Raw genomic sequence first — 24,290 nt, forward strand, 5'->3', positions numbered from 1 at the left:
GTGACACGGGCCCTCAGCCCGCGAACGGCGCCGGGCCGAACCTGCCCCACGCCACGAACACGGCGAGCGCGAGGTAGACCAGGTTCAGCGCCACGAGCGCGGACTCGCCCCGGCGTCCGTGGGTGATCATCGCGCCGATCATGAGGAGTGTCCAGCAGACAGCCGTGACCGGCACGAGAGTCGGTGCGATATCCAGCAGCGCGGGGAGCGACAGCCCGGCCGCCGCGAGGAGTTCGAGGACACCGAGCGACTTGACGAAGCCCGTGGTGGCGTCCCCGGTCCAGCCCCCGCCGTGCGCCGCGGCCAGCTTCTGACGGGGGACGAACGTCTTGGTGAGACCGCCGAAGAACGAGACGAACGCCAGCAGTCCGGCCGAGATCCACAGCGCGAGGTCCATCGTCCACTCCTTGATCGGGAAGCTCTGTCGCTCCCTGGGACGAGACAGCCCCTCGCGCTGTGACATCTCCCGCTGAAGTATCAGCAGTTGGCGAGGTAGCCGGTGAGCGCGGACTTCTCGGCGGAGTCGACGGACAGGTCGTAGTAGTACTTCACCTGCACCCACGCGCGGACGTACGTGCAGCGGTACGAGGTGACCGACGGCATCCAGGTCGCCGGGTCCTGGTCGCCCTTGGCCTGGTTGACGTTGTCGGTGACCGCGATGAGCTGCGGGCGGGTGAGGTCGTTGGCGAACGCCTGGCGCTGCGAGGTCGTCCAGGCGCTCGCGCCGGAGTCCCACGCCTCGGCGAGCGGCACGAGGTGGTCGATGTCGAGGTCGGAGGCGACGGTCCAGGTGGCTCCGTCGTAGGGGGAGTACCAGCTGCCGCTGGTGCTGGCGCAGGCGGAGTCGGTGACGACACCGGACCCGTCCCTCTTGAGTACGGTCTCGCGCGTGTTGCAGGTCCCGGAGACGGTGATCCAGTGCGGGAACAGGTCCCGGTCGTAGCCTGTCCGGTTCTCGGTGGCCACGGTGAGCTGGGACAGGTAGGTGCGGGCGGTGGCGGCGCTGACGGGGGTGGGGAGCGCGGCCGAGGCGGTCGGCGCGTTCAGGGCGCCGACGGAGGCTATGAGACCGGTGAGGGCGGCGAGTACGCTGAGCCGTCCACGCGCGTAGAACTTTCGCATGCGAACTCCCTGGTGGTGTGGGGGTGTTGGAGTGCGGGCGAGGGAATGCTCGCGAGGGCGTGTTGCCGTGGGGTGTGCGATCGGTAAGAAGTTAGTGACGCGAGCATGACAAAACAAGGTCCGCGGCGGGGGAAGAGTGTGAAGGGGCGGGGGCGTGGAGGCGGGGGACCTTCGGCCCTGGGGTGCGGTGCGCGGCGTCGCGTACGATGGACGGCGCAGAAGGGGAGTAGCTCTTCGCCGGACCGTCGACATACTGCTCAGCCCGCCTGAGCCGGCGCCCGGAGGTGACCCCTAGGGGTTCACCAGCGAGACCTTCGGCAAGCAGTGCACGTCCGTGTCGTACGACACGGGCCCCACGTGTGCTGTCTCGCCGAGGTGCCCTCGTACGAAGGCTCAGCACTCTCGGTGGGGCGGCCCCGACCGATTGAGGAACCCTTGATCAGCATCAGCGTGACGGCGCTCGTCTTCGGCGTCGTCTTCCTCGCGGAGCTGCCGGACAAGACGGCGCTCGCCGGGCTCGTCCTCGGCACCCGCTACCGCGCCTCGTACGTCTTCGCCGGTGTCGCCGCGGCCTTCCTGCTCCACGTCGTCCTCGCCGTGGCCGCCGGCAGCGTCCTCACGCTCCTGCCCCAGCAACTCGTCCACGCCCTCACCGGCGTCCTCTTCCTCGGCGGCGCCGCGATGCTGCTCATGAAGAAGGACGAGGACGAGGAAGAGGTCCGCCGGCCCGAGGACCAGTCCTTCCTCAAGGTCGCGGGCACCGGGTTCATGCTGATCCTCGTCGCCGAGTTCGGCGATCTCACCCAGATCATGACCGCGAACCTCGCCGCCCGCTACGACGACCCCCTCTCCGTCGGCCTCGGCGCCGTCCTCGGCCTCTGGGCCGTCGCCGCCCTCGGCATCGTCGGCGGCAAGGCCCTCATGAAGCGGGTCCCGCTGACCCTGATCACCAAGATCGCCGCCCTGCTGATGCTGGGGCTCGGGGTGTGGAGCCTTTGGGAGGCGGTGGCGGGGTGAGGGTTGGCGGGGGCGGTGGCTGTGGAGGGGGGAGGGCGGTGGTGGCTGTGGAGGGGTGAGGGGCCGCGGTGGCGGTGACGGCGAGGGGGTGGGTGTCGGTGGCGGGGTGAGGGCCGGTGATGGCGAGGTGAGGGCTGGCGCGGGGTGAGGCGCGGCCGTGGCGGTGGCGGTTTGCCGGACCGGCCCGCATCAGTCGTCGGACGTGGCGTGGCGCCGCACGGGGGCAGGCTCCGCCGACGCCCGACGCCCGACGCCCGACGCCCGACGCCCGACGCCCGACGCCCGACGCCCGACGCCCGACGCCCGACGCCCGATGCCCGATGCCCGATGCCCGACGCCCGACGAAACGGCGCGTCGCGCGGCCGTGGGCTCGGCGGCTGTCGCCGTCCGCCGTGCCCGCTGCGGCGATGGCGGTGCCGACCGGGGTGTCCGCTGTCGCGGTGACCGTGTCGGCCGAGGCGTCCGGGGTGTGCTGTGGGTTCAGGCCGGGGCGGTTGCCGCCGGTTCCGCTCGGCATGCGGCCTTTCGCCGGCCCGGTTCGCGGCGTGGGGTCGGCTCGGCTCGTGGTGTGGGTCTGCCGGGGGCGTGGGCTCGGCCGGGCGAGGTGTCCGCTGTCGCGGTGACTGTGCTGGCCGGGGTGTCCGGGGTGTGCTGTGGGTTCGGGTTGGGGTGGTTGTCGCCGGTTTCGTTCGGCGTGCGGCCTTTCGCCGGCCTGGTTCGCGGCGTGGGGTCGGTCCGGCTCGTGGTGTGGGTCTGCGGGGGGCGTGGGCCCGGCCGGGCGAGGTGTCCGCTGTCGCGGTGACTGTGCCGGCCGGGGTGTCCGGGGTGCGGTGCGGGTTCGGGTCGATGCCGGTCCGGGCCGGTGCGGCGGTCTCCGGTTCCGCTCGGCGGGCGGCTCTTCGCGGGTTCGGCTCGCGGCGTGGGGCTGCCGGGGTCAGCGGGCGCGGGCGGGGCGTGGGTCCGGGGGCGGGCGAGCTGAGCGGCTGGGCGAGCTGAACGGGCGGTGAAGTTTTCGGCGGGTGGTGGCGGGGAGCGGGGTTCGTTTTGTACCGTGGGGAAACAAAGTGGTTCCCGCTCGTTTTCCCTGACCGGCGGGCGGGGCCACCTTGGTCCTCGTATCCGGCGTCTGGAGTGATGCATGTCGGTCTCCGAGCCTGTCGTCCTCGCCGCCCGCGCCCTCCTGCTCGACATGGACGGGACGCTCGTCAACTCGGACGCGGTCGTCGAACGGATCTGGCGGCGCTGGGCCGAGCGCCACGGGCTCGACGGCGGCGAGGTGATGCGGGTGGTCCACGGCCGGCAGGGCCACGCGTCCATGGCCGTCCTCCTCCCCGACCGGCCCGTCGAGCAGAACCTCGCGGACAACGCGCGCATGCTCGCGGAGGAGACCGCCGACATGGACGGCGTCGTCCCCGTCCCCGGCGCGCCCCAGTTCCTCGCCGCGCTCGCCGGCGTCCCGCACGCGCTCGTGACCTCCGCGGACGTCCCCCTCTCCACCGCCCGCATGGCCGCCGCCGGCCTCCCGCTGCCCGCGCTGCGCATCACCGCCGAGTCCGTCGGCGCCAGCAAGCCCGACCCCGAGGGGTTCCTCAAGGCCGCCGCCGAACTCGGTGTCGCCCCCGCCGACTGCGTCGTCTTCGAGGACTCCGGCGCGGGCATCCAGGCCGGGAAGGCGGCGGGGATGCGTGTCGTGGGCGTCGGCGCACGGGCCGCCGCGCACGACGCGGACGTCGTCGTCCGGGATCTGCGGGAGGTCGCGGTGGAGGTGGGGGACGGCGGGATCCGGCTGCACTTCTGAGGAAGCGCATTTCGAGGAGGCGAGGCCGGTCGCCCACCTCACACGGCCGTCACGGCTCCTTCGTCTCCTTCTCCAGCCGCTCACGGGTGGCCGCTCCGTACACGCCCAGCTCGTCGCCCGTGATCTCGCGGGACCACTGGTAGTTCTTGAGCGCGCTCTCGACCTGCTCGTCGAAGACGCCGTCGGCTTCCTTGTCGTACAGGTACAACTGCGTGAGCCGGAGCTGGAGTTCCCGCACCTCGGGGCCCGTGTCACCGCGTCGCAGGGGCGCGACGGTGAGACTGGGTATCTGCCGCTGGTCACCCGCTTCGCCGACGGGGGACTCGGGGGCCGAGGGTGACGGGCTCGCGGAGGACGACGGGGACGGGGAACCGGCGGACGGAGTGGGGGAGGGCGAGGGCGCCGCGCTCGCGGACGGGGCCGGCTCGGCGGGCGTCGGAACGGGCTCGGCGGGACGCTTCGCGGGCGGCTCGGACGAGACCGCGACAGACGCGGCCGGCGCCGGAACCGCCGCCCGGATGTCCTCCGGCGGCGAAGCGTCACGGACAGGCGCGTCGTACGCGAACAGGCCCGTCCCGAAACCGGCGACGGCGAGGATCGCGACCACCGCACCGCTGGTCGCGAGGAGGACGGTCCTACGCCGCCGGTTACCGGACGACGCGCCGCCGTCCGCGTCCCCTACGCCCCGTACATCCCCTAGGTCCCCTACGGCCCCGGAAGCCGCCGTACCCTCCGCACCCCCTAGTACCTCGGAGCCACCCGCCCCCGTCCCCCCTGCGGGAACCGCCGGCAGCGGAGCCGTCGGCGCGTCCCCGGCCGGAAACGATTCAGCAGAGGTGGGAGCGGGCGGTACCGCCCGTAGGGGCATCGTCGCGTCGACCGGTGGTTTCACGCCGCCGGCGACAGGGGCACCCGCGGTACCCGCCAGCTCCACGTAGGGGCGGATCCGCAGGGGATCGAAGTCCTCGGCGGCGGCCGCGTCGGCGAGGCGCGCCTCGCGCAGCGCTTCCGTGGCCCGCTGGGCGCAGTCGCACGACGGCGTGCTGTCGGGCGCGCGCAGGGCGCCGCACTCCGGACAGGGATGCCCGTACGGCCCCCGCGGCGTGCGTGGCCCCTCACGCTCCTTCGGCTCGTTCATTTCTTCATCCCTCCCCGTTGGAACTCCGGAAATTATGCAGATCCCCCACAGTCATGGCACGCCTCCATCGCACCACACGCCACAGCCCGGTAATTGGCCGAAAACCCCCTCCCTCATGTCTCGACGGGCCGTTCCGGGTGACACCGACCACCATGGAAGGGACACGAGAGCCGAAGGAGGTCTCCATGGCCTTGGACGCACGGACGGCCGCGAAGGATCCACACCGAGAACACGTTGGCGCAAACGTCATGGTGTCGATCGGTGCCCTGCTGCTGGGCATGTTGCTCGCGGCCCTCGACCAGACGATCGTCTCGACGGCGCTCCCCACGATCGTCAGCGACCTCGGCGGCCTCGAACACCTCTCGTGGGTGGTCACCGCGTACCTGCTCGCATCCACCGCCGCGACACCCCTGTGGGGCAAACTCGGCGATCAGTACGGCCGAAAACGACTGTTCCAGACGGCGATCGTGCTCTTCCTGATCGGTTCCGCTCTCTGCGGAACCGCGCAGAACATGCCCCAGTTGATCGCGTTCCGGGCGGTGCAGGGCCTGGGCGGCGGCGGGTTGATGGTCCTGTCGATGGCGATCGTCGGCGACCTCGTCCCGCCCCGTGAACGTGGGCGCTACCAGGGCCTGTTCGGCGCGGTCTTCGGCGCGACCAGCGTCCTGGGCCCGCTGCTCGGCGGCCTGTTCACCGAACACCTCAGCTGGCGCTGGGTGTTCTACGTCAACCTGCCCGTCGGCGTCGTCGCGCTCGCCGTCATCGCCGCCGTCCTGCACATTCCGCGCCGCACCACCCGCCACGTCATCGACTACCTCGGCACTCTCCTGATCGCCTCGGTCGCCGCCTGCCTCGTCCTGGTCGCCTCCCTCGGCGGGACGACGTGGGCGTGGGGCTCGGTCCAGGTGATCGGCCTGCTGGTGCTGGGAGTTGGTCTCGCCGTCGCCTTCGTCGCGGTCGAACGCCGGGCCGCCGAACCGGTGTTGCCGCTGAAGCTGTTCGGCATCCGCACCTTCACCCTGTCCGCCGTCATCAGCTTTGTCGTCGGGTTCGCGATGTTCGGCGCGATGACCTACCTGCCGACGTTCCTCCAGGTCGTGCAGGGCGTCTCGCCGACGATGTCCGGCGTTCATATGCTGCCGATGGTCGCCGGGCTGCTGCTCTCGTCCACCCTGTCCGGGCAGATCGTCAGCCGCACCGGCCGCTGGAAGGTGTTCCCGATCGCCGGGACGGCCGTCACGACCGTCGGGCTGCTCCTGCTGCACCGCCTCGAACCGGGCACCTCGACCGGCGAGATGAGTGTCTGCTTCTTCGTGTTCGGGCTGGGGCTCGGGCTCGTCATGCAGGTCCTGGTGCTGATCGTCCAAAATGCCGTGTCCTACGAGGACTTGGGCGTCGCCACCTCCGGCGCGACCTTCTTCCGCTCGATCGGCGCGTCGTTCGGCGTGGCCGTCTTCGGCGCGATCTTCGCGAACCGCCTCTCGGACAAACTCGCCTCCGCCTTCAGGGGAGTTGACGGCCTCCCGGCGGGATTCGACGCCGGCGCGCTGACGTCGGACCCGCGCGGCATCGCCCAACTGCCCCCGGATCTGCGGCCGTCCGCGCTCCAGGCGTACGCGTCCGCCATCACCGACGTCTTCCTGTACGCCGTGCCCGTCGCCGTCGTCGGGTTCCTGCTCGCCTGGTTCCTCAAGGAGGACCGGCTGCGCGGCTCGGTGACCGCGCCCGACGTCACCCAGACCCTCGCCACCAACCCCGTCGAGCGCTCCTCCTACGACGAGGTGTGCCGGGCCCTCTCCGTCCTCGGCACCCGTGAGGGGCGCTGCGAGATCTACCGCACGATCACCGCCCGCGCGGGCTACGACCTTCTCCCGGCGGCCAGTTGGATCCTCCTGCGGATCCGCAAGTACGGCAGCGTCGAGCCCGGCAGGCTCGCCGAGCAGAGCCCCGTGCCGCTCGCCGTCGTCATCGAGGGCGCCCGGCAGGCCGAGGAGACCGGGCTCGCGCGCCGCGAAGGCCCCGACCTCCACCTCACCGCGCGGGGCCGCGAAGTCGCCGAACGGCTCGCGGAGGCCCGCGAGAAGTCCCTCGCCGAGCTGCTGGGGGACTGGTGGGGGCCCGACCGGCCGACCGATCTGACGCTGCTGGTACGGGAGTTGAACGGGGAGCTGTGCGGGTCGGTACGGGAGCGGCCGGAGGCGGTGCGGTGAGGTGAGGTGAGGGGCGTGGACGGGAGTTACCGTGCCAGTGGCTTCGTGAACCAGTGTTCCGCGTACACGTCGTCGTTGTGCCGGGCCGTCTCCGTGTAGCCCAGCCGCGCGTACAGCGCCCTCGCCTCGGTCAGGTCGCTGCGGGTGTCCAGGATCATGCGGGTGGCGCCCAACTCCCGTGCGGCGTGCTCCGCTTCGCTCACCAGGAGCGCCGCCCCGCCCCTGCCCCGCAGCGCCGGGAGCAGGAAGACGCGGGTCAACTCGGCGGTGTCCGCGTCCAGTAGGCGTACGCCCGCGGTGCCGGCCGCCTCACCCTCGTACCGGGCCACCAGCAACGTACCCTTCGGCGGGGCGAGTTCGGCTCCCGTCCGGGCGTCGATCTCGCGTTCCAGTTCGGCGGGGTCGGTGCGCCGGCCCTCGTGCAGGAGGTACCAGCGGTCGCTGACCTCGGTGTAGTACGCGCGCCAGAGGGCCGTGGCGGCGGGGGAGTCGGGGGACTCCGGGGTGATCGTCCAGGACATGGACGTCATTGTCCGGAGGGGGAGGGGTGGCGCAAGCGGAATACGTGGCGGGCGGGGTGTGCGGCGGCCGTTCGTGCCGGGGGCGTTCGTGCACGGGCCGTTCGTGCGCGGGCTGTTCGTGCACGGGCCGTTTGTGCGGGCGGTTACGGGCAACCCGGAGGGTGAACCGGCCCGCCTGGGCCGACACACCGGAAGGCAGCCATGTCCACAGGCGTGATCATCGCTCTGATCGTCATCGGCGCGGTCGTCGTTGTCGCGGCGGCTGTGCTGGGGATTCGTCGCACGCGGCACGGCGGGGGGTCGCTCAAGCGGCGGTTCGGGCCCGAGTACGGACGGGCCGTGGCCCGGCACGACGGGGATGTACGGGCGGCCGAGCGGGAGTTGACGACCCTCGTCGAACGACACGGAGGCTTGCGGGAACGGCCCCTCGAAGCCGGTGAGCGCGAGCGGTACCTGGCCCGGTGGCGGGCGGCGCAGGAGGACTTCGTGGAGTCGCCCCGCGAGGCCGCCGCCGAAGTCGACCAACTGCTCGGGGAGTTGGCGGGCGCACGCGGGTTCCCGCGCGCCGACGACTTCGACGAGCAGGTCGCCGCGCTCGCCGTGCACCACGCTCCGCACGTCGACGGGTACCGGCACGTCCGGCACGTGGTCGGCGAGGGCGGCGGCGACACGGAGGAGGCGCGCAAGGCCGTCCTGGAGGCGCGGGCGCTGTTCATGGAGCTGGTGGGCGAGCCCAAGCGGCCGTCGCGGATGGCGTCGCGGGGGACGGAGAAGGCCGGGAGCGGGCGCGTTCCGGCGATGTTCCAGCGGTCTCATGCCAAGTGAGCGAGTGAGGAGGGGCGAGCGATGAGTGAGAACACGGGAGCACAGGGGACGCCGGAGGCGCGGACGGGGGGTGCGGCCGGGGCGGCGCCGGCAGGCACGCCAGGCGGCGCGTCCGGGGGTGCGCCGCTCGCCGCCGGGCCGCAGGCTCGTGCGCGTGCCGGTTCGCCGATGCCCACGCCGACACCGGCCGGGGTGAAGGCGGAGGGCGCTCGCGGCCGTGACGGTCGGGACGGTCATGTCGAACAGGCCGGTCAGAGCGGTCAGTTCGGCCACACCGGCACCGGTCACACCGCCGGCACCGGGCAGGGCCGGCACGGGGCCCAGGCCGGCCGTGGTGCCCCGCTCCTCGCGCACGACGAGTGCGACAAGCTGGAGGAGCGGATGCGGCACGCGGTCGCCGAGTTCGTCGACCAGCCCCGCGAAGCCGTCGCCGAGGCGGACCAGGTGCTTGAGGAACTGGCGGCCCGGTTCACCGAGGCGGTCACCCGGCGGCGCCGGACCGTACGCGGCGCCTGGCAGTCGCCGGACGGCGACGGCGCGGCGTCCGGCGACACCGAACAACTCCGGCTGGCGCTACGGGACTACCGGGAGCTGTGCGAGCGGTTGCTGCACGTGTGAGTCGCCGCGTGTGAAGGGACGAGCGGGTCTGGTCCGTTGGGGAGGACCGGGCTCGCTCACTCCTGTGTCGACGCGCCGACGCGAGAAGGCCGGCGCGAGAAGCGGGCCCGCTCAACTCTCCCTGCCTCGCTCAACTCTCCCTGCGCGCACGCCACTCCGCCACGACCGCCTCCACGTCGTACGGCTTCTTGCCGAGCGGCGGGCCGGGCGGGGGACGGAACATCATGTCGCGGATCTTCGCGTTGACCTCCGTGAGGATCTTGCGGACCGTGTGCTCCGACGGGGCGTCGAGAGCGGCCTCCAGGGCGTCCTCCGCCTCCTTGCGCAGGGCCAGCGCCGGCGGGAGCGCGGACAGGCCCTCGCGCGCCATCTTCCGCTTGATCCACCACAGTTCGTCGTACGTCGACGTCAACTCCGTGGGGAGCGGCTGCCCCGAGCCCGTCAGGCCGTCGAAGTCCCCGCGTCTTTGCGCGTCCTGGATCTGCTTGTCCACCCAGGACTCGAACGGCACACCCGGTGGCTTTCGCTCGGTCATGCGTCCATTGTGCCGGACGCGCTGCCGCCGGGCGATTTATCATTTCCGCCGCTGTGCAATGCCGTTTCGGACGCCGTGTGTCCGGGGGGTTGGGACATGCCGGGCGGACGTCCGGCGTACACAAGGGGAGCGCACGTGCTCGAACTCACCATGGCCTCCGTCTCCGCGGTGGAGGAGGGGGCCACGGCAGGGATGCTCATGGCCGACGCGCCCAGTGAGCCGGGGACGGTGCTGCGTGTGGGCCGCGACACCTCCGTCTGCCGGCTCGTCACGCCGCAGGACTGGCTCTTCGTCTCCCGCGTCCACCTCGAATTCCTCTGCGGCCCCGAGAGCGTCTGGCAGGTCACCTGGCTCCGCGGCTCCCAGGACGACCCCTCCTCCGAGGTCCGCCTCCTCTCCGGCCAGTACGCCCAGCCCATCCCCTACGGCGGCACCGTCACCCTCCCGCGCGGCGGCTCCGGCGAGATCGTCGTCGCCGACCGCACAAGCCCGCGCAGTGTCAACGTCGGCTTCTACCACGAGGGCTGAGCCCGGCCGGGGGCACCGCGTGTGCCTGACGCGGGCCGGACAGGGCGCGGACCCGGGGGCGTCCCGGTGTACGCGCGGGGCTTTCCGGCCCCGGTCCTGTCCGGCGGCGTCATTCGTCCCCCCGCCCGTGTCGGCCCGTCGTCTCAGGACACGACCCGTGCGAGGGCGAAGCCGTCGTAGCCCTTGGTGCCGACTGTTTGGATGGCGGTGCCGGTGAGGCGGGGGTGGGTGGCGATGAGGTGGAGGGCGGCGCGGGTGCCCTGGACGTCGGACGCGGTGCTGTCGGCGTCGATGACCCGGCCGTCCCGGACGACGTTGTCGACGACGATGACGCTGCCCGCGCGCGTGAGCTTCAGGGCCCACTCGACGTAGTGCGGGTTGTTGGCCTTGTCGGCGTCGATGAAGACCAGGTCGAAGGGGTCCGGGTGCTCGTCGGCCAGGGCGGGCAGGGTGGTCAGGGCCTCGCCGACCCGGATCTCCACGACCTTGTCCAACCCGGCCCGCGCGATGTTCCGTTCGGCGACCTCGGCGTGCTTCTGGCTGTACTCCAGCGTGACCAGCCGGCCGTCCTCAGGGAGCGCGCGGGCCAGGCAGATCGTGCTGTAACCGCCCAGCGTCCCGACCTCCAGGATCCGCCGGGCGCCTTGGATCTCCGCCAGCATCCGCAGAAACTTGCCCTGCGCCGCCGACACGCTGATCGGCGGCAGCCCGGCGGCCTCGCTCTCGCGCAACACCGCCGCCAACACCTCGTCCCCCAGGCCCAGTTCCTCCTCGACGTACCCGTCCACCGCTGACCACACCTGCTCGTCGCTCACAGTCCCCTGCCTCTCCACGTCGTTGACCCCCCAACGCCTACCACGCCGCCCCCGGTTCCCACCCGTCCTCTCCAGCCCCCTGATTCACCCGATCGAGATGCCCGCTCACCCGGCCGTCCCCCTGCCGGGGCACCTGCTGCACGCGTCTGTGCTTCTGCCGGCTGCCGAAGGTGTCCCGGTTCAACGGCGGGGCACAGAAGGGGTACTTGTGGAGGTGCGACGACCCACCCGCGCGCGGGTCGTACGAGGGCACCGGCGGAACCACCGGCGGAACCACCGGCGGAACCACCGGCGGAACCGTCGGCGCCGCACTCGGCATCGGAGGCACGCGGGGCGTGGACCGGTCGGCCGAGGGAGCGTCGTACACCGCGAACCCCTCACCCGGCGCACCGATCACCGGCGCACCCTCGGGCATGGGCGGCACCCCCACCGTCGGCATCACCTCCGGCATCGGCGGAAAGCCGCCCGCCGGTGCCGTCCCCGGCCGGGGCGGAACCCCCACGGTCGGTGCCTGCGCCGGCATCGGTGGGATGCCGTTCGTGCCCGCGCGCAGGGCCCCGGTGTCCGACGGTTCGCTGCGCACGCGTGCGCGTAGCGCCTCCAGCGCGTCGGTCACGCGCGCGGTGAGGCCGGCCGGGCGGGGCTCCTCCGTGGTGGCGGTCATGGGTGCCGTGCTCCTTTCTTGAGGTCCTGGAGGGTTGAGGGTCGTCGACGTCCGCAGGGCTCCGCCCGTCCGCTCACCCCGGAGGGCGAGCCGGATCGCCGTCGCGGCCAGCGCGAGGATCACCGCCGCCACCGTGAGGAGCCACGCGGGGATGCCGGCGAATGTGCGGAGCTGGTCCGCGTAGACGGTCTGCCGGACGGGCGCGTCGGAGGGCGCGCGGTGGAGTGCGTGGTCGGTGGCGAGGGTCGCGGGGAGTTCCTGGGCGACCACCGTCAGGTAGGGGGTGCCGTTGACGCGGAGCCAGGCGGCGGGGTCGGCGGCGGAGAGGTGCGTCACGTCGAAGGGGCCGAGACGGCGGAGCCGCCGCTCACCGAGTTTGACCGTCGCGCGCGCGGGGACCGGTAACAACCAGGCCGCCCGCCCGGCGTCCCCGGCGACCGTGAGACGGGTCACGATCTGCTCCCGCGCGCCGTCCCAGCGGACGACGGACACCTCACGCGTCACGGTGAGCCGGCGGTCGGCAGGAACGATCAGCGCGCCACCGGCGTACGCGGGCGCCACCGGCAGGAGGACGGCCGGCAGCAGGAGGGCGGCGAGCGCACGCGCGCGTGCGGACGTGGACCCCTTTCTCGCCGCTGAGCCCCCTCCCGCCGCTGAACCTTTTCGCGATCCCAGCCGTCTCCACGGAAAACCGACCGCCATGCCAGAAGCCCTCCGTAGTCATCCGTCACTACTCGTAGTGCTGTGACCCGCGCGGGTCTACGACGGTACGGGCGGAGCGGGGCCCGCGTTCGGCGGCGGTTCAAATCACGTCCATGAAGAGCCGGAAAACGGCCCCCGAGGACGCGAGGGTCCCTCACACGCACTACTGTCTTCCGGACAAAAGGAGAAGGGCTGCCAGGTGAAGCGGGCGTGACCTGCGTCTCTGTCAGGGGGAGGGGCGTACCCGTAGGGTTCGTCCGGAAGAAACCCCTGGTGGGCCTCCGGGAGAACCACCAGACAAGCAGAACCGAACGAACGGGGCGGAGGCCAACCAGCCGTGGCGAATGCGGAGCACAGCGGGCGACCGGTGGAACCCTTCGGGGGGCCGTCGGACCCTGCGGACGCACGACAGGCGCGTCTGCGCGCGGCCCGCATCGGCCTGTGGCTGCTCGTGGCGGTCCTCGCCGTCCGGCAGATCGCGGTCGTCCTGTCCACCCCGCGCGGGGAGCGCCTGACCGACCTGGAGACCTGGGTCGGGCCCAACGGCGTGCTCCATGTCAACGGCTCGCTGTACGACTCCTCGCAGTTCACCGGCACCCCCTTCGGCGGCCTCGTCCTCAAGCCGCTCACCAAGTCCGCCGAACAGGCCCTGGGCTGGGGCTGGACGTTCGGGACGCTGCTGCTGGTCGTCGCCCTGGGCATCGTCGTCGCCCGCGCGCTCCCGCAGCCCGTGAGCCGCCGGACGGCCTTCCTCGCGGCGCCCGTCGCGATCAGCCTCCTGATGGTGTCGCTGCCGGTCCGCAACACCCTCTGGCTCGGGCAGACCAGCGTCATCCCGGTCCTGCTCGTCCTGCTCGGCTGCTTCGTCGCGCGCGGGCGCTACGCGGGCGGCGCGCTGATCGGCGTCGCGGCGGCCCTCCAGCCGACGGTGCTGCTGTTCGCCGCGCTCCTGTGGTTCACGCGCAGGCGCCGGGCCGCCGCGACGGCCGTCGGCACGTTCGTGGGGGCGACGGCGCTCGCGTGGGCGGCGATGCCGCACGACTCGTACACGTACTGGGTGCACCACATCGCCGGCACGGGCCTCGGCGGCAAGGCCGACGACCTCGCCAACCAGTCCCTGCACGGCGCGCTCCTGCGCCTGGGGATGACCGGGCCCCTCGAAATCGCCCTGTTCCTCGCGCTCGGCGCCACCGTCGCCGTCCTCGGCGTGCGCCGCGCCGTGCGGTACGCGCGCGACGGGCAGTTGCTGCTCGCCGTCGCGATCACCGGGTGCGCCGCCGTCGCCGTGTCGCCGACGACCTGGCAGCACCAGTTGCTGTGGGTGCTGCTCGCGGTCGTCGGGCGGGTCGGGAAGCGGGCCTCGGACCGGTACGTGTGGCCCGTCGCCGTCGTCCTGGTGATGACGCTTCCGGCCAAGATGATGCTGCCGAACATGGCCGCGCTGTACCCCGTCCGCGACAACATCGTCTTGTTCGCGGCCATCGCCGCGGCGACGTTCCTGCCGTTCCTGTCGCGCAAGGACCCGCTGTACGCCGCGCCGACGCCGACGGAGTACGCGGCGCCGGTGCCCGCGCGCTGGCGCTGGGTGCCGCTGCTGCCGTTCATGCGCCGCGTGCTGAGCCGCCCGAACCTGCTCCTGGAGCTGCTGCTCATCCGCGTCACGTACGCCGCGTACCAGAAGGTCCGCCTCGCGGCGACCGGCGGCAGCAACTCGGCGGGGCGCGTGCGCGCGGAGGAGCACGGGCAGCAGATCCTCGACATCGAGCGGTTCCTGCACATCGACATCGAGCACACGGTCAACCACTGGGTCGTCGGCGTCTCCTGGCTGCGCAACTACTTCGACTTCTACTACGAGTCCTTCCACTTCGTCGTCCCGCTGTCCGTCCTCGCGGTCCTGTACTGGCGCAGACCTGTCGACTACCGCTGGGCGCGCGCGTCCCTCGGCTTCGCGACGCTCCTGGCCCTCGTCGGCTTCTGGCTCTACCCCCTCGCCCCGCCGCGCCTGATGCCCACGCTCGGCATCATCGACACGGTCCACGGCGTCCAGGACTTCTCCAAGCCCGACTACGGCACCCTCACGGCCCTCACCAACCAGTACGCCGCCATGCCGTCCCTCCACTTCGGCTGGTCCCTCTGGTGCGGCCTCGTCATCGCCATCGTCGCCCCCAAGTGGTGGATGAAGGCCCTCGGCCTCCTCCACCCCCTCTTCACCGTCTCCGCCATCGTCGCCACCGGCAACCACTGGATCCTCGACGCGGTCGGCGGCGCGGCCGTCGTCCTCGCCGGCTTCGGCCTCTCCTACGCCCTCATGGGCCCCCGGGCGCGGACGGTGACGAAGACGGCGACGGACGAACCCGACAGGGAACCGGAGAAGACGACCACCGCACCTTCTCCTTCGCCGAGCTGAGCGGTGACCCGGTGGAAGTCGATCAGTTCTGGAACTTCTACAACGCGATGTGAGCGGCGAGCCGTGTCCGGACTGCGGTCGGCGTCGGCTTGAGATTCGATACGTCGTCGACGGCGACAGCGGTATCGGCTACGTGTTGTTCTGGTGCGGAGCGTGTCTTCATGGCATCTCGGTCTCCCGTGTCCGGACTCCGGAAGGCGTGCCGGCAAGGCTGCTCGATGATTCGTCCGCTGTCGCGGACGTTCCGAACTTCGTTCGCCACGACGTGGGATGAGGTCCGCGAACGCGGTAGCCGGAGGGCCTCGTGGCGGTTGCTGTGAGGCCCTCGGTGGGGTTCAGGGCATGTTGTCCAGGTCCATCGGCGTCGCGCACTCGAACCACACCGTCTTGCCCAGGTCGCGGATCGGGTCGGTGCCCCACTTGTCGGTGAGGGCGTCGACGAGGAGGAGGCCGCGGTCGGATTCGGGGTCGAGGGGCAAGCCCTTCCTGAACAAGGGGAGTTGGGGGCTCGGGTCGGTGACCTCGACGCGGATCGCGTTGGGCTGGCGGAGGATGAGGACCTGGCAGCGGCGTTCGGGGACGTGGCGGTGGACGTTCGTGACCAGTTCTGTCAGGGCCAGCTCGACCGTGTCCGTCACCTCCTCCGTGCCCCACTCCTTCAGGAGCGTGCGGACGATGCGCCGGATGTGCAGCGGGGAGTGGGTGCCGACCGTGAGGATCAGGCAGTACGTGGGAAAGAGGGGGCCACCCACTGGGATGGGGGGAAAGTGTTCGTTCACGGTACGAGCCTGGACCCTCTTCCCTACTCTGGGCTACCAGATGAATACAACCCGTCCCGTTGTTTGCGGGTTGTCGAAACTCTGTGCCAGAGAGGGGACTTGGGTGACCCACATCAACGTTCTCGACCCGGGGGCGTCGCCGCTCGACTACTACGGCTTCGAGCTGCGCCGATTCCGCGAGGCCGCTGGGCTCACACAGGGGCAGCTCGGCGACATCATCAACTTCACGGGCTCGTTGATCGGTCAGATCGAGAACGCGCGCAAGGTCCCCACGCTCGACTTCAGCCAGCGGATCGACGCCGCGCTGAACACGGACGGCTTCTTCTCGCGCCTCGTCATCCTCGTCCTGCGCTCACAACTCCCGGCGTGGTTCCAGCAGGTGGCGGAGCTCGAGGCGCGGGCCGTCGAGATCCTCACGTTCCAGATCGGCATGATCCACGGCCTCCTCCAGACCCCGGCGTACGCGCGCGCCACGCTCGGCACGATGGACCAGGTCGACCTCGACAACCGCACCACCGCCCGCCTCGCCCGCCAGCGCATCCTGGAGAAGGACGAACCCCCGGTCTTCTGGGCCATCGTCAGCGAGGCCGCCCTGTACCAGGAGATCGGCGGTCCGAACGTCATGCGGGAGCAACTGGCGCATCTGTTGTCCTTCGAGGACAACCCCAGGGTCAACATCCAGATCCTGCCGTTCGCGGCTGGCGCGCACGCGGGACTCACGGGGTCGTTCACGGTCTTCGGCTTCTCGGACGACCCCACCATCGTCTACACAGAGGGGTACGGCACCGGGCATCCCACCGCCAACCCGGACACCGTCAAAGACTGCTCGCTCCGTTACGATCATCTCCAGGCCGCCGCACACTCCATCAAGGACTCGGCGGAGTTGATTCGGCGGGTGATGGAGGAACGCTATGGCGCGGAGCGCGGAGATTCTGTGGCGTAAGTCCAGCTACAGCAGCGACCAGGGCGGCGAATGCGTCGAGGTCGCCTCAACTCCCCCCGCCCGCATCGCCGTCCGCGACTCCAAGAACCCCGCAGGTCCCCGACTCGCCTTCCGGCCCACGGTGTTCTCGGACTTCGTCGACTGGGCTCAGAGCCGCTGAAGGATCGTTCCGGTGGCCAGCGCGCCCCCCGCGCACATCACGACCAGCGCGAATTCCTTGTCGGAGCGCTCCAGTTCGTGAAGCGCGGTGGTGATGAGGCGGGCGCCCGTCGCGCCGACGGGATGGCCGAGGGCAATCGAACCGCCGTTGACGTTCACCTTCGCCAGGTCCTGGCCGAAGACCTTGGCCCAGCTCAACACCACTGACGCGAACGCCTCGTTGATCTCGACGAGGTCGATGTCCTTGAGTGACATCCCGGCCTTGCCCAGCACCGCGTGCGTCGCGTCGATCGGCCCGTCGAGGTGGTAGTGCGGGTCGGCCCCCACCAGCGCCTGCGCGACGATCCGGGCCCGGGGCCTCAACTTCAGCGCGCGGGCCATCCGTTTGGACGCCCACATGATCGCGGCGGCGCCGTCGCTGATCTGGGAGGAGTTCCCGGCGGTGTGGACGGCCGTCGGCATGATGGGCTTCAGGCCGGCCAGCGCCTCCAACGACGTGTCGCGCAGCCCCTCGTCACGGTCGACCAGCCGCCACATCCCCTGTCCGGCGGCCTGTTCCTCCTCCGTCGTGGGGACCTGCACGGCGAACGTCTCCCGCTTGAAGCGCTCCTCCGACCAGGCGGCGCCCGCCCGCTGCTGGGAGAGCACGCCCAGCCCGTCGACGTCCGCGCGCGTCAACTCCCGCCGCCGCGCGATCCGTTCGGCCGCCTCGAACTGGTTCGGCAGGTCGACGTTCCACTCGTCGGGGAACGGCTTCCCGGGCCCGTGCTTGGAGGCCGAGCCGAGCGGCACCCGGGACATCGCCTCGACGCCGCAGCTGACACCGACGTCGATGACGCCCGCGGCGATCATGTTGGCGGTCATGTGCGACGCCTGCTGGGAGGAACCGCACTGGCAGTTGACGGTCGTCGCGGCCGTCTCGTACGGCAGGCCCATGGTCAGCCAGGCCGTCCGCACGGGGTTGGCGGACTGCTCGCCGGCCTGGGTCACCGCGCCGCCGACGACCTGTTCGACCGCGTCGGCGGGAATGCCGGTGCGGCCCAGGAGTTCGCGGTACGTCTCACCCAGGAGATAGGCGGGGTGGAGGTTGGCGAGCGCGCCGCCGCGCTTGCCGATGGGGGTGCGGACTGCTTCCACGATCACGGGTTCGGCGGCCATGGGTGCGGATCCTTCCGGGGGCCGGGTGCGGAACCGGGGGTAACTAGTACGTGTTCTAGTTCCGCTGCCAGTCTGCGGATGTGGCGTACATCACCGCAAGGGTCTTGCAGCCTCAAGCGCCCTGAACTACGGTCACCGCACCTATTTCTGATCAGCCGTCAGATTGCGGGAGCTGTCTCATGCCCTGTCCAGCGCTTCCCGACGGGTTCGACTTCACCGACCCCGACCTGCTGCATCACCGAGTCCCCCTCCCGGAGTTCGCCGAGCTGCGCAGCGTCGAACCGGTGCGCTGGATACCGCAGTCCGGCAACGTCGCGGGTTTCCAGGACGACGGCTACTGGGCGGTCACCCGGCACGCCGACGTCCGGTACGTCTCGACCCACCCGGAGCTCTTCTCGTCCTCCGTCAACACCGCGATCATCCGTTTCAACGACCACATCGAGCGCGCGTCCATCGAGGCGCAGCGCCTGATCATGCTGAACATGGACCCGCCGGAGCACACCCGCGTCCGCCAGATCGTCCAGCGCGGCTTCACGCCCCGCTCGATCCGCGCGCTCGAAGAGCGGCTGCGCAACCGCGCGCACGACATCGTCGAGACCGTCCGGGGCAGCTCCGAACCCTTCGACTTCGTCACCGAGGTCGCCTGTGAACTGCCTCTCCAGGCCATCGCCGAGCTGATCGGCATCCCTCAGGCGGACCGGGCGCGGATCTTCGACTGGTCCAACAAGATGATCGCGTACGACGACCCCGAGTACGCCGTCACGGAGGAGGTCGGGCAGCAGTCCGCCGCCGAGATCATCTCCTACGCGATGACCATGGCCGGCGAGCGCAAGAAGTGCCCGGCGCACGACATCGTCTCCACCCTCGTCGCCGCCGAGGACGAAGGGAACCTGAACTCCGACGAGTTCGGCTTCTTCGTGCTGATGCTCGCCGTCGCCGGGAACGAGACGACGCGCAACGCCATCACCCACGGCATGCACGCGTTCCTGACGCACCCTCAGCAGTGGGAGCTGTACTGCCGCGAGCGGCCCTCGACCACCGCCGAGGAGATCGTCCGCTGGGCCACTCCGGTCGTGTCGTTCCAGCGAACGGCCACGCAGGACACGGAGTTGGGCGGCAAGCAGATCAAGAAGGGGGAGCGGGTGGGGCTGTTCTACGCCTCCGCCAACCACGACCCCGAAGTCTTCGAGCGGCCGGGCGAGTTCGACGTCACCAGAGACCCGAACCCCCACCTCGGGTTCGGAGGCGGGGGTCCGCATTACTGCCTGGGCAAGTCACTGGCCGTCCTGGAGATCGACCTCATCTTCAACGCGATCGCCGACGCACTGCCGGGTATTCGACTGGTCGAGGATCCCCGGCGGTTGAGGTCGGCGTGGATCAACGGCGTCAAGGAGCTGAAGGTCAGCGCCAGTTGACCGAAAAGTCGGCCGGGCGGGGGATCAGTACCAGCCGTTCGACTGCCAGAAGCTCCACGCGGCGGCCGGGCTGCCGTACCGCGAAGTCATGTAGTCCAGGCCCCACTTGATCTGCGTGGCGGCGTTGGTCTTCCAGTCGGAGCCGGCCGAGGCCATCTTCGAACCGGGCAGGGCCTGGACGAGGCCGTAGGCGCCGGAGGAGGAGTTCGTCGCGTCGACGTCCCAGCCGGACTCGTGCTCGACGATGTGCGCGAAGGCGTTGTACTGGGCCGAGTCCGGGATCAGCTGCTTGGCGATCGCCTTCGCCTCGGAGGCGGAGTCCACGGACGCGGACGCCGCGTGGGCGGGGGCCGCGGTGAGGGCCATGCCGACGGCGGCGGTGGCCACGGCGGCGGTGGAGAGGGCCTTCTTCGGGGACAGGGCGATGCGGCGGACGGCAGCGAAAGACACGGGAACCTTTTTCTTCGGGGACAGGGCGGTCGCTCGCACCGGGGGAGTCGCACCTCCGGCTCATGCGTCGGCGCCGAAGCCCGTGGGCTGTCGGCGCCGTGCGACGTCATCCAGAGAAGCAGGCGGAAGCGGTGCCCGCAAACACCCCCTTTACTAGTTCTCGTCGCATTTGGGGTGGGCGGGATTCGTGTGAGCTGGGTCTCAATCCGCAGGTCAGGGGCATGATTGGCGTGGGCATGACCCATGTCTGGGGCTACGAACCGGCTTCGTAGGTGACATGGGTCATGTGGGGTGGTTCACCGCTCAACGGCGCATTTCGGCTGTTTCTAGCTGAAAGTCACCGAACGGAACTCCGTGCGCTCGCCCCCGCCGGACTGCGGCACCAGCGCCGTCGCCTCGCCCGTGCAGTCGGGGTTCTCGAACACCACGGCCGTGGAGCCCGTGTCGTTGTACGCGTAGCGCGCGGGGGAGCTGGAGGAAGGGTTCGCCACCTCCGGCAGCGTGACGCAGCCCCGGCTCGGCGGGTCCACCAGGGTGGCCACCTGCGGGGAGCCGTCCAGGCCGGTGTAGGCGTAGAAGAAGGTGCCGTCGGCCGCCGACGCCGAGGTGGGAACGGCGACGAGCAGGGCCAGAGCGCCGGCCGCGGCGGCCAGGGTGGTGCGGATGCGCATGCGCGCGGTTCCTTTCCTGGGGCTCTCCGTAACTCATGGGAGGCATAAGGATCCGGAGAGTGATGAGTGTTACGGCACCAGCTCTGCCCAGGCGAACCGGGGTCATGCCGGTACTCACTCGGACGAAGGACCGCGCGCCAGTGCGTTTACGTGGCCCCCGCATTTATGCGAGCGCGGCAACGGACCTCTACTCGGCCACCGCGACGTACGTCACCGGATCGCTCCCCGGCACCGCCTCCACCCGCCCCAGCTTCACCAGCCGCCTGACGTGCGCCTCCGCCTCCGACACCGCGATGTTCCGGGAGCCGTACGGGATCTCCTCCCAGGGCCGGTTCCACTCCATGAGTTCCGCGAGCCGCCACGGGGTCAGGGGCGTTGTCAGTAGCGCGTGCAATGCTGAAAGCCGCTGGTCGTGGTGGTCCAGCAGGGCCCGGACGCGGGCCGGGGCGTCGGTGAACGGGTACTGGTGAGCGGGCAGGACCTCGGAGGGGGTGAGACGGGCCATACGTTCCAGGGAGTCGAGGTAGTCACCCAGCGGGTCCGTGACGGTCGCGTCGTCCGGGTCCTCGTACAGGCCGATGTGGGGAGTGATCTCGGGAAGGAGGTGGTCGCCGGAGAAGAGACGGCCCCTGCCGGGGAGGTTCTGCGGGTGGTCCTCCTCCAGGTGCAGGCAGACGTGGCCCGGAGTGTGGCCCGGCGTCCAGATCGCGCGCAGCCGCCGGCCCGCGAGGGGCAGAAGTTCGCCGGGGACGATCTCCCGGTCCGGGAGCGCCGGGGAGAAACCGGGGAGCGGGCGCCCAGGGGGCCGGCGCAGTGGCGCCACGTGCGACTCCGGCGCCCCCGCCGCCGTCAGCTTCGCCGCCATGTACGCGTACCAGCGCTCCGGCCGCGTCTCGCGCGTACGGCGGACGATCGCCGCGTCCGCCTCGTGCATCGCGATCCACGCGCCGGACGCTTCGCGGACCTTGCCGCACAGGCCGTGGTGGTCGGGGTGGTGGTGCGTGACGAGCACGCCGGTCAGCTCCTCGACCGACGTCCCGCACGCCGCGAGGCCCCGGACGAGGGTGTCCCACGACGCCGGGTCGTCCCAGCCGGTGTCCACCAGCACCGGGCCGCCGTCCGTGTCGATCACGTAGACCAGCGTGTACCCCAACGGGTTGTCCGGTATGGGGACTTGGAGGGAGCGGACACCGCCGCCATGGTCGTGACTCGTCGTCCCGGTCCCCGTCATGTGCCCTCCGATGCCCGGCGCCCCATGGCCATTGCCCACTATAACTAGAACTGGTATCAGTTCCTGAAACACCGTCAGAAACCGGGGCCGATACCGAGGGCGTGGTCGTGATGGGCGAGGTCGTGGAGTACGGGCAGCTGGTCGTCGGCGGGGAGTTGGTCGATCCGCTGGGGGACGGGGTCATCGAGGTGGTCTCGCCGCACACCGAGGAGGTCATCGGGCGGGTGCCGGACGCGTCCTTCGGGGACGTCGACCGGGCCGTCGGGGTGGCGCGGCGGGCGTTCGACGAGGGGCCCTGGCCGCGGCTGCCGCTGGAGGAGCGGATCGCCGTCGTCGCGCGGATCAAGGACGGGATCGCCGCGCGCCACGAGGAGCTGGCGCGGGTCATCTCCAGCGAGAACGGGTCGCCGTACTCCTGGAGCGTGCTCGGGCAGGCGCTCGCGTCGATGATGGTGTGGGACGCGGCGATCACCGTCGCGCGGGGGTTCGTGTTCGAGGAGCGGCGGGACGGGGTGCTCGGCAAGATCCTCGTCCGGCGGGAGCCCATGGGGGTCGTCGCCGCCGTCATCCCCTGGAACACGCCGCAGTTCGTCGCCGCGTCCAAGCTGGGTCCCGCGCTGCTGAGCGGGTGCGCGGTCGTGCTCAAGCCGTCGCCCGAGGCGCCGCTCGACAGTTACGTCCTCGCCGAGATCTGCCGGGACGCCGGGCTGCCCGAAGGGGTGTTGTCGATCCTGCCCGGCGGACGGGAGACGGGGGAGTACCTGGTCGGGCACGCCGACGTCGACAAGGTCGCGTTCACCGGGTCCGTCGCCGCCGGGAAGCGGGTCATGGAGGTGGCCGCGCGGAACCTGACGCGGGTCACGCTGGAGCTCGGGGGGAAGTCGGCGGCGATCGTCCTGCCCGACGCGGACGTCTCCGCCGCCGTCGCCGGGATCGGGCCCGCCGCCTGGATGAACAACGGACAGGCGTGCGTCGCGCAGACGCGGGTGCTGCTGCCCCGCGCGCGCTACGACGAGTTCGCCGAGGCGTTCGTCGCCGCCGTGCGCGAGCTGAAGGTCGGGGACCCGCTCGACCCCGCGACGCAGATCGGACCGCTGGTCGCCCGGCGGCAGCAGGAGCGGAGCTTCGAGTACATCCGGATCGGGCAGGAGGAGGGCGCCAAGGTGCTCGTCGGGGGCGGGCGGCCGGACGGGCTCGACCGGGGGTGGTACGTCCAGCCCACGCTGCTCGGCGGGGTCGACAACGGGATGCGGGTCGCCCGCGAGGAGATCTTCGGTCCAGTCATCTGCCTCATCCCCTACGGCGACGAGGACGAGGCCGTCCGGATCGCCAACGACTCCGAGTACGGGCTGAGCGGGAGCGTCTGGACCGGGGACGTCGAGCGCGGGATCGACATCGCCCGTCAGGTGCGGACCGGGACGTACAACGTGAACACGTTCAGCCTCGATATGCTCGGCCCTTTCGGCGGGTACAAGAACAGCGGCCTCGGTCGGGAATTCGGGCCCGAGGGATTCGGTGAATACCTCGAACACAAGATGATCCACCTGCCGGCCGGGGCCTAGCCGTGGGCGATCGCTGGCGGCTCGACGTGGACCGGTCCCTGTGTATCGGGTCCGCGCAGTGCGTCCACCGGACCCAGGGGTTCTTCCAGCTCGACGAGGGTCGGCAGGCCCGGCCCTCGGAGGCGGAGACCGACGCGAGCGAGATCATTCTGGAGGCGGCCGAGAACTGTCCCGTCGAGGCGATTTATATTTCCCTCGCGGAAAGCGGGGAGGTGGTTTTCCCGCCTGAGGATTAGAGGGCCTTTCTCCTCACTGCGGCGGCTGGTCCAGCAGTTTGCAGGCCGTTTCCAAGTCGATTTTCACCTGGGCGATCGAGGCCCGCCCCGAGAGCCAGGTGACCAGGGCCGAGTGCCAGGTGTGCTCGATCACCCGGACCGCGGAGAGCTGGGCCGGAGTCGGGTCCGGTTCGCGCATGGCGTCCAGGATGATGGCCGTCGTCCGGTGGGACACCTGGTCCACCTCGGGGCTCACGCTGCGGTCGGCGAAGGTGAGGGCGCGGACCATCGCGTCGGCCAGATGGGGTTCGCGCTGGAGCGCCCGGAACGCGCGCATGAGGGCTTCCGCGACCCGGGCGCCCGGGGACTCCGCCGTGGGGGGCTTCTTCTTCAGGGTCGTGTGCAGGTGGTCCAACTGGTCCTGCATGGTGGCCACCAGCAGGTGCACCTTCGAGGGGAAGTAGCGGTACAGCGTGCCCAGGGCCACCTGGGACGACTCCGCGACCTCGCGCATCTGGACCGCGTCGAAGCCGCCCCGGCCGGCCAGTTGGGCGGTGGTGTGGAGGATCCTGCGACGGCGGGCCTGCTGACGCTCCGTCAGGGAGGGGGGTTCCGGGGGCATGGGTACCGTCCGTGGTGCCGGGTGATCGTACGGTGGGCGGCCGTGGCGTGAATCACCTGATCCACTGCTCACAGGCCCCCTACCTGCCGGTAGATTCGGAGCCTCCCGGACGATCAAGTCTGAAACTTGTTCTAGATTACCGTCCCGGCGTAGTCTCACCCACGCGCAAGCAGAAGGGGGCCCGG

At 71.0% G+C, this 24,290-nt stretch carries 25 protein-coding genes; 12 read left to right on the top strand and 13 right to left on the bottom strand.

Annotation, left to right across the window (positions count from 1 at the left end; all coding sequences use genetic code 11):
- Positions 1-13: 13 nt before the first annotated feature.
- Positions 14-397 carry a DoxX family protein gene (locus IAG44_RS28405; RefSeq protein ID WP_187749912.1) on the bottom strand — a complete coding sequence of 128 codons (384 nt, stop codon included), beginning with the start codon at positions 395-397 and terminating at the stop codon, positions 14-16.
- 80 nt (positions 398-477) lie between these two features.
- Positions 478-1,122 carry an HNH endonuclease family protein gene (locus tag IAG44_RS28410; RefSeq protein ID WP_187749913.1) on the bottom strand — a complete coding sequence of 215 codons (645 nt, stop codon included), beginning with the start codon at positions 1,120-1,122 and terminating at the stop codon, positions 478-480.
- A 435-nt stretch (positions 1,123-1,557) separates the two neighbouring features.
- Here IAG44_RS28410 and IAG44_RS28415 point away from each other — a divergent pair, with 435 nt between their 5' ends.
- Positions 1,558-2,139, top strand: a complete 582-nt coding sequence (locus tag IAG44_RS28415) for a TMEM165/GDT1 family protein (protein WP_187749914.1) — start codon at positions 1,558-1,560, stop codon at positions 2,137-2,139.
- Positions 2,140-3,277: 1,138 nt separating this feature from the next.
- Complete coding sequence (locus tag IAG44_RS28420) at positions 3,278-3,937, top strand: HAD-IA family hydrolase (protein ID WP_187749915.1); 660 nt, start codon at positions 3,278-3,280, stop codon at positions 3,935-3,937.
- Between the two features lie 49 nt (positions 3,938-3,986).
- Here the strand turns inward: IAG44_RS28420 and IAG44_RS28425 are convergent, their stop codons facing one another.
- On the bottom strand, positions 3,987-5,075 hold the full coding sequence (locus IAG44_RS28425) for a peptidoglycan-binding domain-containing protein (RefSeq protein WP_187749916.1): 1,089 nt from the start codon (positions 5,073-5,075) through the stop codon (positions 3,987-3,989).
- A 185-nt stretch (positions 5,076-5,260) separates the two neighbouring features.
- Here IAG44_RS28425 and IAG44_RS28430 point away from each other — a divergent pair, with 185 nt between their 5' ends.
- Positions 5,261-7,285: an MDR family MFS transporter gene (locus IAG44_RS28430; RefSeq protein WP_187749917.1), complete on the top strand. Its 2,025-nt coding sequence runs from the start codon at positions 5,261-5,263 to the stop codon at positions 7,283-7,285.
- A gap of 26 nt (positions 7,286-7,311) precedes the next feature.
- Here IAG44_RS28430 and IAG44_RS28435 read toward each other — a convergent pair whose 3' ends face one another.
- Entirely contained in the window at positions 7,312-7,806 is a 495-nt protein-coding gene (locus IAG44_RS28435) for a GNAT family N-acetyltransferase (protein WP_187749918.1), read from the bottom strand.
- A gap of 201 nt (positions 7,807-8,007) precedes the next feature.
- Here IAG44_RS28435 and IAG44_RS28440 point away from each other — a divergent pair, with 201 nt between their 5' ends.
- Positions 8,008-8,631 carry a hypothetical protein gene (locus IAG44_RS28440; RefSeq protein WP_187749919.1) on the top strand — a complete coding sequence of 208 codons (624 nt, stop codon included), beginning with the start codon at positions 8,008-8,010 and terminating at the stop codon, positions 8,629-8,631.
- Between the two features lie 21 nt (positions 8,632-8,652).
- Positions 8,653-9,249 (top strand): hypothetical protein, encoded by a 597-nt coding sequence (locus tag IAG44_RS28445; protein ID WP_187749920.1) that lies wholly within the window; start codon positions 8,653-8,655, stop codon positions 9,247-9,249.
- 130 nt (positions 9,250-9,379) lie between these two features.
- On the opposite strand, the gene IAG44_RS28450 is transcribed toward IAG44_RS28445, so the two are convergent.
- A complete protein-coding gene (locus IAG44_RS28450) occupies positions 9,380-9,784 on the bottom strand; it encodes a DnaJ family domain-containing protein (protein WP_187749921.1) in 405 nt (134 codons plus the stop codon).
- Positions 9,785-9,919: 135 nt separating this feature from the next.
- Between IAG44_RS28450 and IAG44_RS28455 the strand changes: the two genes are divergently transcribed.
- Positions 9,920-10,312 (top strand): hypothetical protein, encoded by a 393-nt coding sequence (locus IAG44_RS28455; protein ID WP_187749922.1) that lies wholly within the window; start codon positions 9,920-9,922, stop codon positions 10,310-10,312.
- A gap of 143 nt (positions 10,313-10,455) precedes the next feature.
- Here IAG44_RS28455 and IAG44_RS28460 read toward each other — a convergent pair whose 3' ends face one another.
- Both IAG44_RS28460 and IAG44_RS42995 read right to left on the bottom strand, forming a co-directional pair.
- Entirely contained in the window at positions 10,456-11,127 is a 672-nt protein-coding gene (locus IAG44_RS28460; protein WP_187749923.1) for an O-methyltransferase, read from the bottom strand.
- 37 nt (positions 11,128-11,164) lie between these two features.
- A complete protein-coding gene (locus tag IAG44_RS42995) occupies positions 11,165-12,352 on the bottom strand; it encodes a DUF2330 domain-containing protein (protein WP_246562146.1) in 1,188 nt (395 codons plus the stop codon).
- A gap of 478 nt (positions 12,353-12,830) precedes the next feature.
- Here IAG44_RS42995 and IAG44_RS28470 point away from each other — a divergent pair, with 478 nt between their 5' ends.
- On the top strand, positions 12,831-14,900 hold the full coding sequence (locus IAG44_RS28470; RefSeq protein WP_187749924.1) for a bifunctional glycosyltransferase 87/phosphatase PAP2 family protein: 2,070 nt from the start codon (positions 12,831-12,833) through the stop codon (positions 14,898-14,900).
- A 335-nt stretch (positions 14,901-15,235) separates the two neighbouring features.
- On the opposite strand, the gene IAG44_RS28475 is transcribed toward IAG44_RS28470, so the two are convergent.
- Positions 15,236-15,652 carry an ATP-binding protein gene (locus tag IAG44_RS28475; RefSeq protein ID WP_246562147.1) on the bottom strand — a complete coding sequence of 139 codons (417 nt, stop codon included), beginning with the start codon at positions 15,650-15,652 and terminating at the stop codon, positions 15,236-15,238.
- A 130-nt stretch (positions 15,653-15,782) separates the two neighbouring features.
- On the opposite strand from IAG44_RS28475, the gene IAG44_RS28480 reads away from it, so the two are divergent.
- Together IAG44_RS28480 and IAG44_RS28485 are read left to right on the top strand one after the other, a co-directional pair.
- A complete protein-coding gene (locus IAG44_RS28480; protein WP_187749926.1) occupies positions 15,783-16,622 on the top strand; it encodes a helix-turn-helix domain-containing protein in 840 nt (279 codons plus the stop codon).
- Complete coding sequence (locus IAG44_RS28485; RefSeq protein WP_187749927.1) at positions 16,591-16,782, top strand: DUF397 domain-containing protein; 192 nt, start codon at positions 16,591-16,593, stop codon at positions 16,780-16,782. The genes IAG44_RS28480 and IAG44_RS28485 overlap by 32 nt, the downstream gene beginning before the upstream one ends.
- On the opposite strand, the gene IAG44_RS28490 is transcribed toward IAG44_RS28485, so the two are convergent.
- Complete coding sequence (locus IAG44_RS28490; RefSeq protein WP_187749928.1) at positions 16,770-17,939, bottom strand: steroid 3-ketoacyl-CoA thiolase; 1,170 nt, start codon at positions 17,937-17,939, stop codon at positions 16,770-16,772. The genes IAG44_RS28485 and IAG44_RS28490 overlap by 13 nt on opposite strands.
- A 179-nt stretch (positions 17,940-18,118) precedes the next feature.
- On the opposite strand from IAG44_RS28490, the gene IAG44_RS28495 reads away from it, so the two are divergent.
- On the top strand, positions 18,119-19,354 hold the full coding sequence (locus IAG44_RS28495; protein WP_187749929.1) for a cytochrome P450: 1,236 nt from the start codon (positions 18,119-18,121) through the stop codon (positions 19,352-19,354).
- Positions 19,355-19,378: 24 nt separating this feature from the next.
- Here the strand turns inward: IAG44_RS28495 and IAG44_RS28500 are convergent, their stop codons facing one another.
- The 3 genes from IAG44_RS28500 to IAG44_RS28510 all read right to left on the bottom strand — a co-directional run bounded on the left by IAG44_RS28500 (position 19,379) and on the right by IAG44_RS28510 (position 21,706).
- On the bottom strand, positions 19,379-19,804 hold the full coding sequence (locus IAG44_RS28500) for an aggregation-promoting factor C-terminal-like domain-containing protein (protein WP_187749930.1): 426 nt from the start codon (positions 19,802-19,804) through the stop codon (positions 19,379-19,381).
- 326 nt (positions 19,805-20,130) lie between these two features.
- Positions 20,131-20,475, bottom strand: coding sequence for a hypothetical protein (locus tag IAG44_RS28505; protein WP_187749931.1), 345 nt, complete (start codon positions 20,473-20,475; stop codon positions 20,131-20,133).
- A 187-nt stretch (positions 20,476-20,662) separates the two neighbouring features.
- The gene (locus tag IAG44_RS28510) at positions 20,663-21,706 is read right to left on the bottom strand and encodes a Strvi_7410 family MBL fold metallo-hydrolase (RefSeq protein ID WP_187749932.1); all 1,044 of its coding nucleotides are present in this window, start codon (positions 21,704-21,706) and stop codon (positions 20,663-20,665) included.
- 110 nt (positions 21,707-21,816) lie between these two features.
- On the opposite strand from IAG44_RS28510, the gene IAG44_RS28515 reads away from it, so the two are divergent.
- Both IAG44_RS28515 and IAG44_RS28520 read left to right on the top strand, forming a co-directional pair.
- A complete protein-coding gene (locus IAG44_RS28515) occupies positions 21,817-23,268 on the top strand; it encodes an aldehyde dehydrogenase (protein ID WP_187749933.1) in 1,452 nt (483 codons plus the stop codon).
- A gap of 2 nt (positions 23,269-23,270) precedes the next feature.
- Complete coding sequence (locus IAG44_RS28520) at positions 23,271-23,504, top strand: ferredoxin (RefSeq protein ID WP_187749934.1); 234 nt, start codon at positions 23,271-23,273, stop codon at positions 23,502-23,504.
- Positions 23,505-23,517: 13 nt separating this feature from the next.
- Here IAG44_RS28520 and IAG44_RS28525 read toward each other — a convergent pair whose 3' ends face one another.
- Entirely contained in the window at positions 23,518-24,105 is a 588-nt protein-coding gene (locus IAG44_RS28525; protein ID WP_187749935.1) for a TetR family transcriptional regulator, read from the bottom strand.
- Positions 24,106-24,290 lie beyond the last annotated feature (185 nt).

This window comes from Streptomyces roseirectus, from assembly GCF_014489635.1.
Taxonomy (GTDB): domain Bacteria; phylum Actinomycetota; class Actinomycetes; order Streptomycetales; family Streptomycetaceae; genus Streptomyces; species Streptomyces roseirectus.

Bases quoted from the DNA above. Each gene is read 5' to 3' on its own strand.
- IAG44_RS28495 (WP_187749929.1), top strand. From the start codon at position 18,119: ATGCCCTGTCCAGCGCTTCCCGACGGGTTCGACTTCACCGACCCCGAC.
- IAG44_RS28435 (WP_187749918.1), bottom strand. From the start codon at position 7,806: ATGTCCTGGACGATCACCCCGGAGTCCCCCGACTCCCCCGCCGCCACG.
- IAG44_RS28485 (WP_187749927.1), top strand. From the start codon at position 16,591: ATGGCGCGGAGCGCGGAGATTCTGTGGCGTAAGTCCAGCTACAGCAGC.
- IAG44_RS28515 (WP_187749933.1), top strand. From the start codon at position 21,817: ATGGGCGAGGTCGTGGAGTACGGGCAGCTGGTCGTCGGCGGGGAGTTG.
- IAG44_RS28445 (WP_187749920.1), top strand. From the start codon at position 8,653: ATGAGTGAGAACACGGGAGCACAGGGGACGCCGGAGGCGCGGACGGGG.
- IAG44_RS28420 (WP_187749915.1), top strand. From the start codon at position 3,278: ATGTCGGTCTCCGAGCCTGTCGTCCTCGCCGCCCGCGCCCTCCTGCTC.
- IAG44_RS28525 (WP_187749935.1), bottom strand. From the start codon at position 24,105: ATGCCCCCGGAACCCCCCTCCCTGACGGAGCGTCAGCAGGCCCGCCGT.
- IAG44_RS28440 (WP_187749919.1), top strand. From the start codon at position 8,008: ATGTCCACAGGCGTGATCATCGCTCTGATCGTCATCGGCGCGGTCGTC.
- IAG44_RS28450 (WP_187749921.1), bottom strand. From the start codon at position 9,784: ATGACCGAGCGAAAGCCACCGGGTGTGCCGTTCGAGTCCTGGGTGGAC.
- IAG44_RS28490 (WP_187749928.1), bottom strand. From the start codon at position 17,939: ATGGCCGCCGAACCCGTGATCGTGGAAGCAGTCCGCACCCCCATCGGC.
- IAG44_RS28510 (WP_187749932.1), bottom strand. From the start codon at position 21,706: ATGACGGGGACCGGGACGACGAGTCACGACCATGGCGGCGGTGTCCGC.
- IAG44_RS28410 (WP_187749913.1), bottom strand. From the start codon at position 1,122: ATGCGAAAGTTCTACGCGCGTGGACGGCTCAGCGTACTCGCCGCCCTC.
- IAG44_RS28430 (WP_187749917.1), top strand. From the start codon at position 5,261: ATGGCCTTGGACGCACGGACGGCCGCGAAGGATCCACACCGAGAACAC.
- IAG44_RS28425 (WP_187749916.1), bottom strand. From the start codon at position 5,075: ATGAACGAGCCGAAGGAGCGTGAGGGGCCACGCACGCCGCGGGGGCCG.
- IAG44_RS28505 (WP_187749931.1), bottom strand. From the start codon at position 20,475: ATGCGCATCCGCACCACCCTGGCCGCCGCGGCCGGCGCTCTGGCCCTG.
- IAG44_RS28405 (WP_187749912.1), bottom strand. From the start codon at position 397: ATGGACCTCGCGCTGTGGATCTCGGCCGGACTGCTGGCGTTCGTCTCG.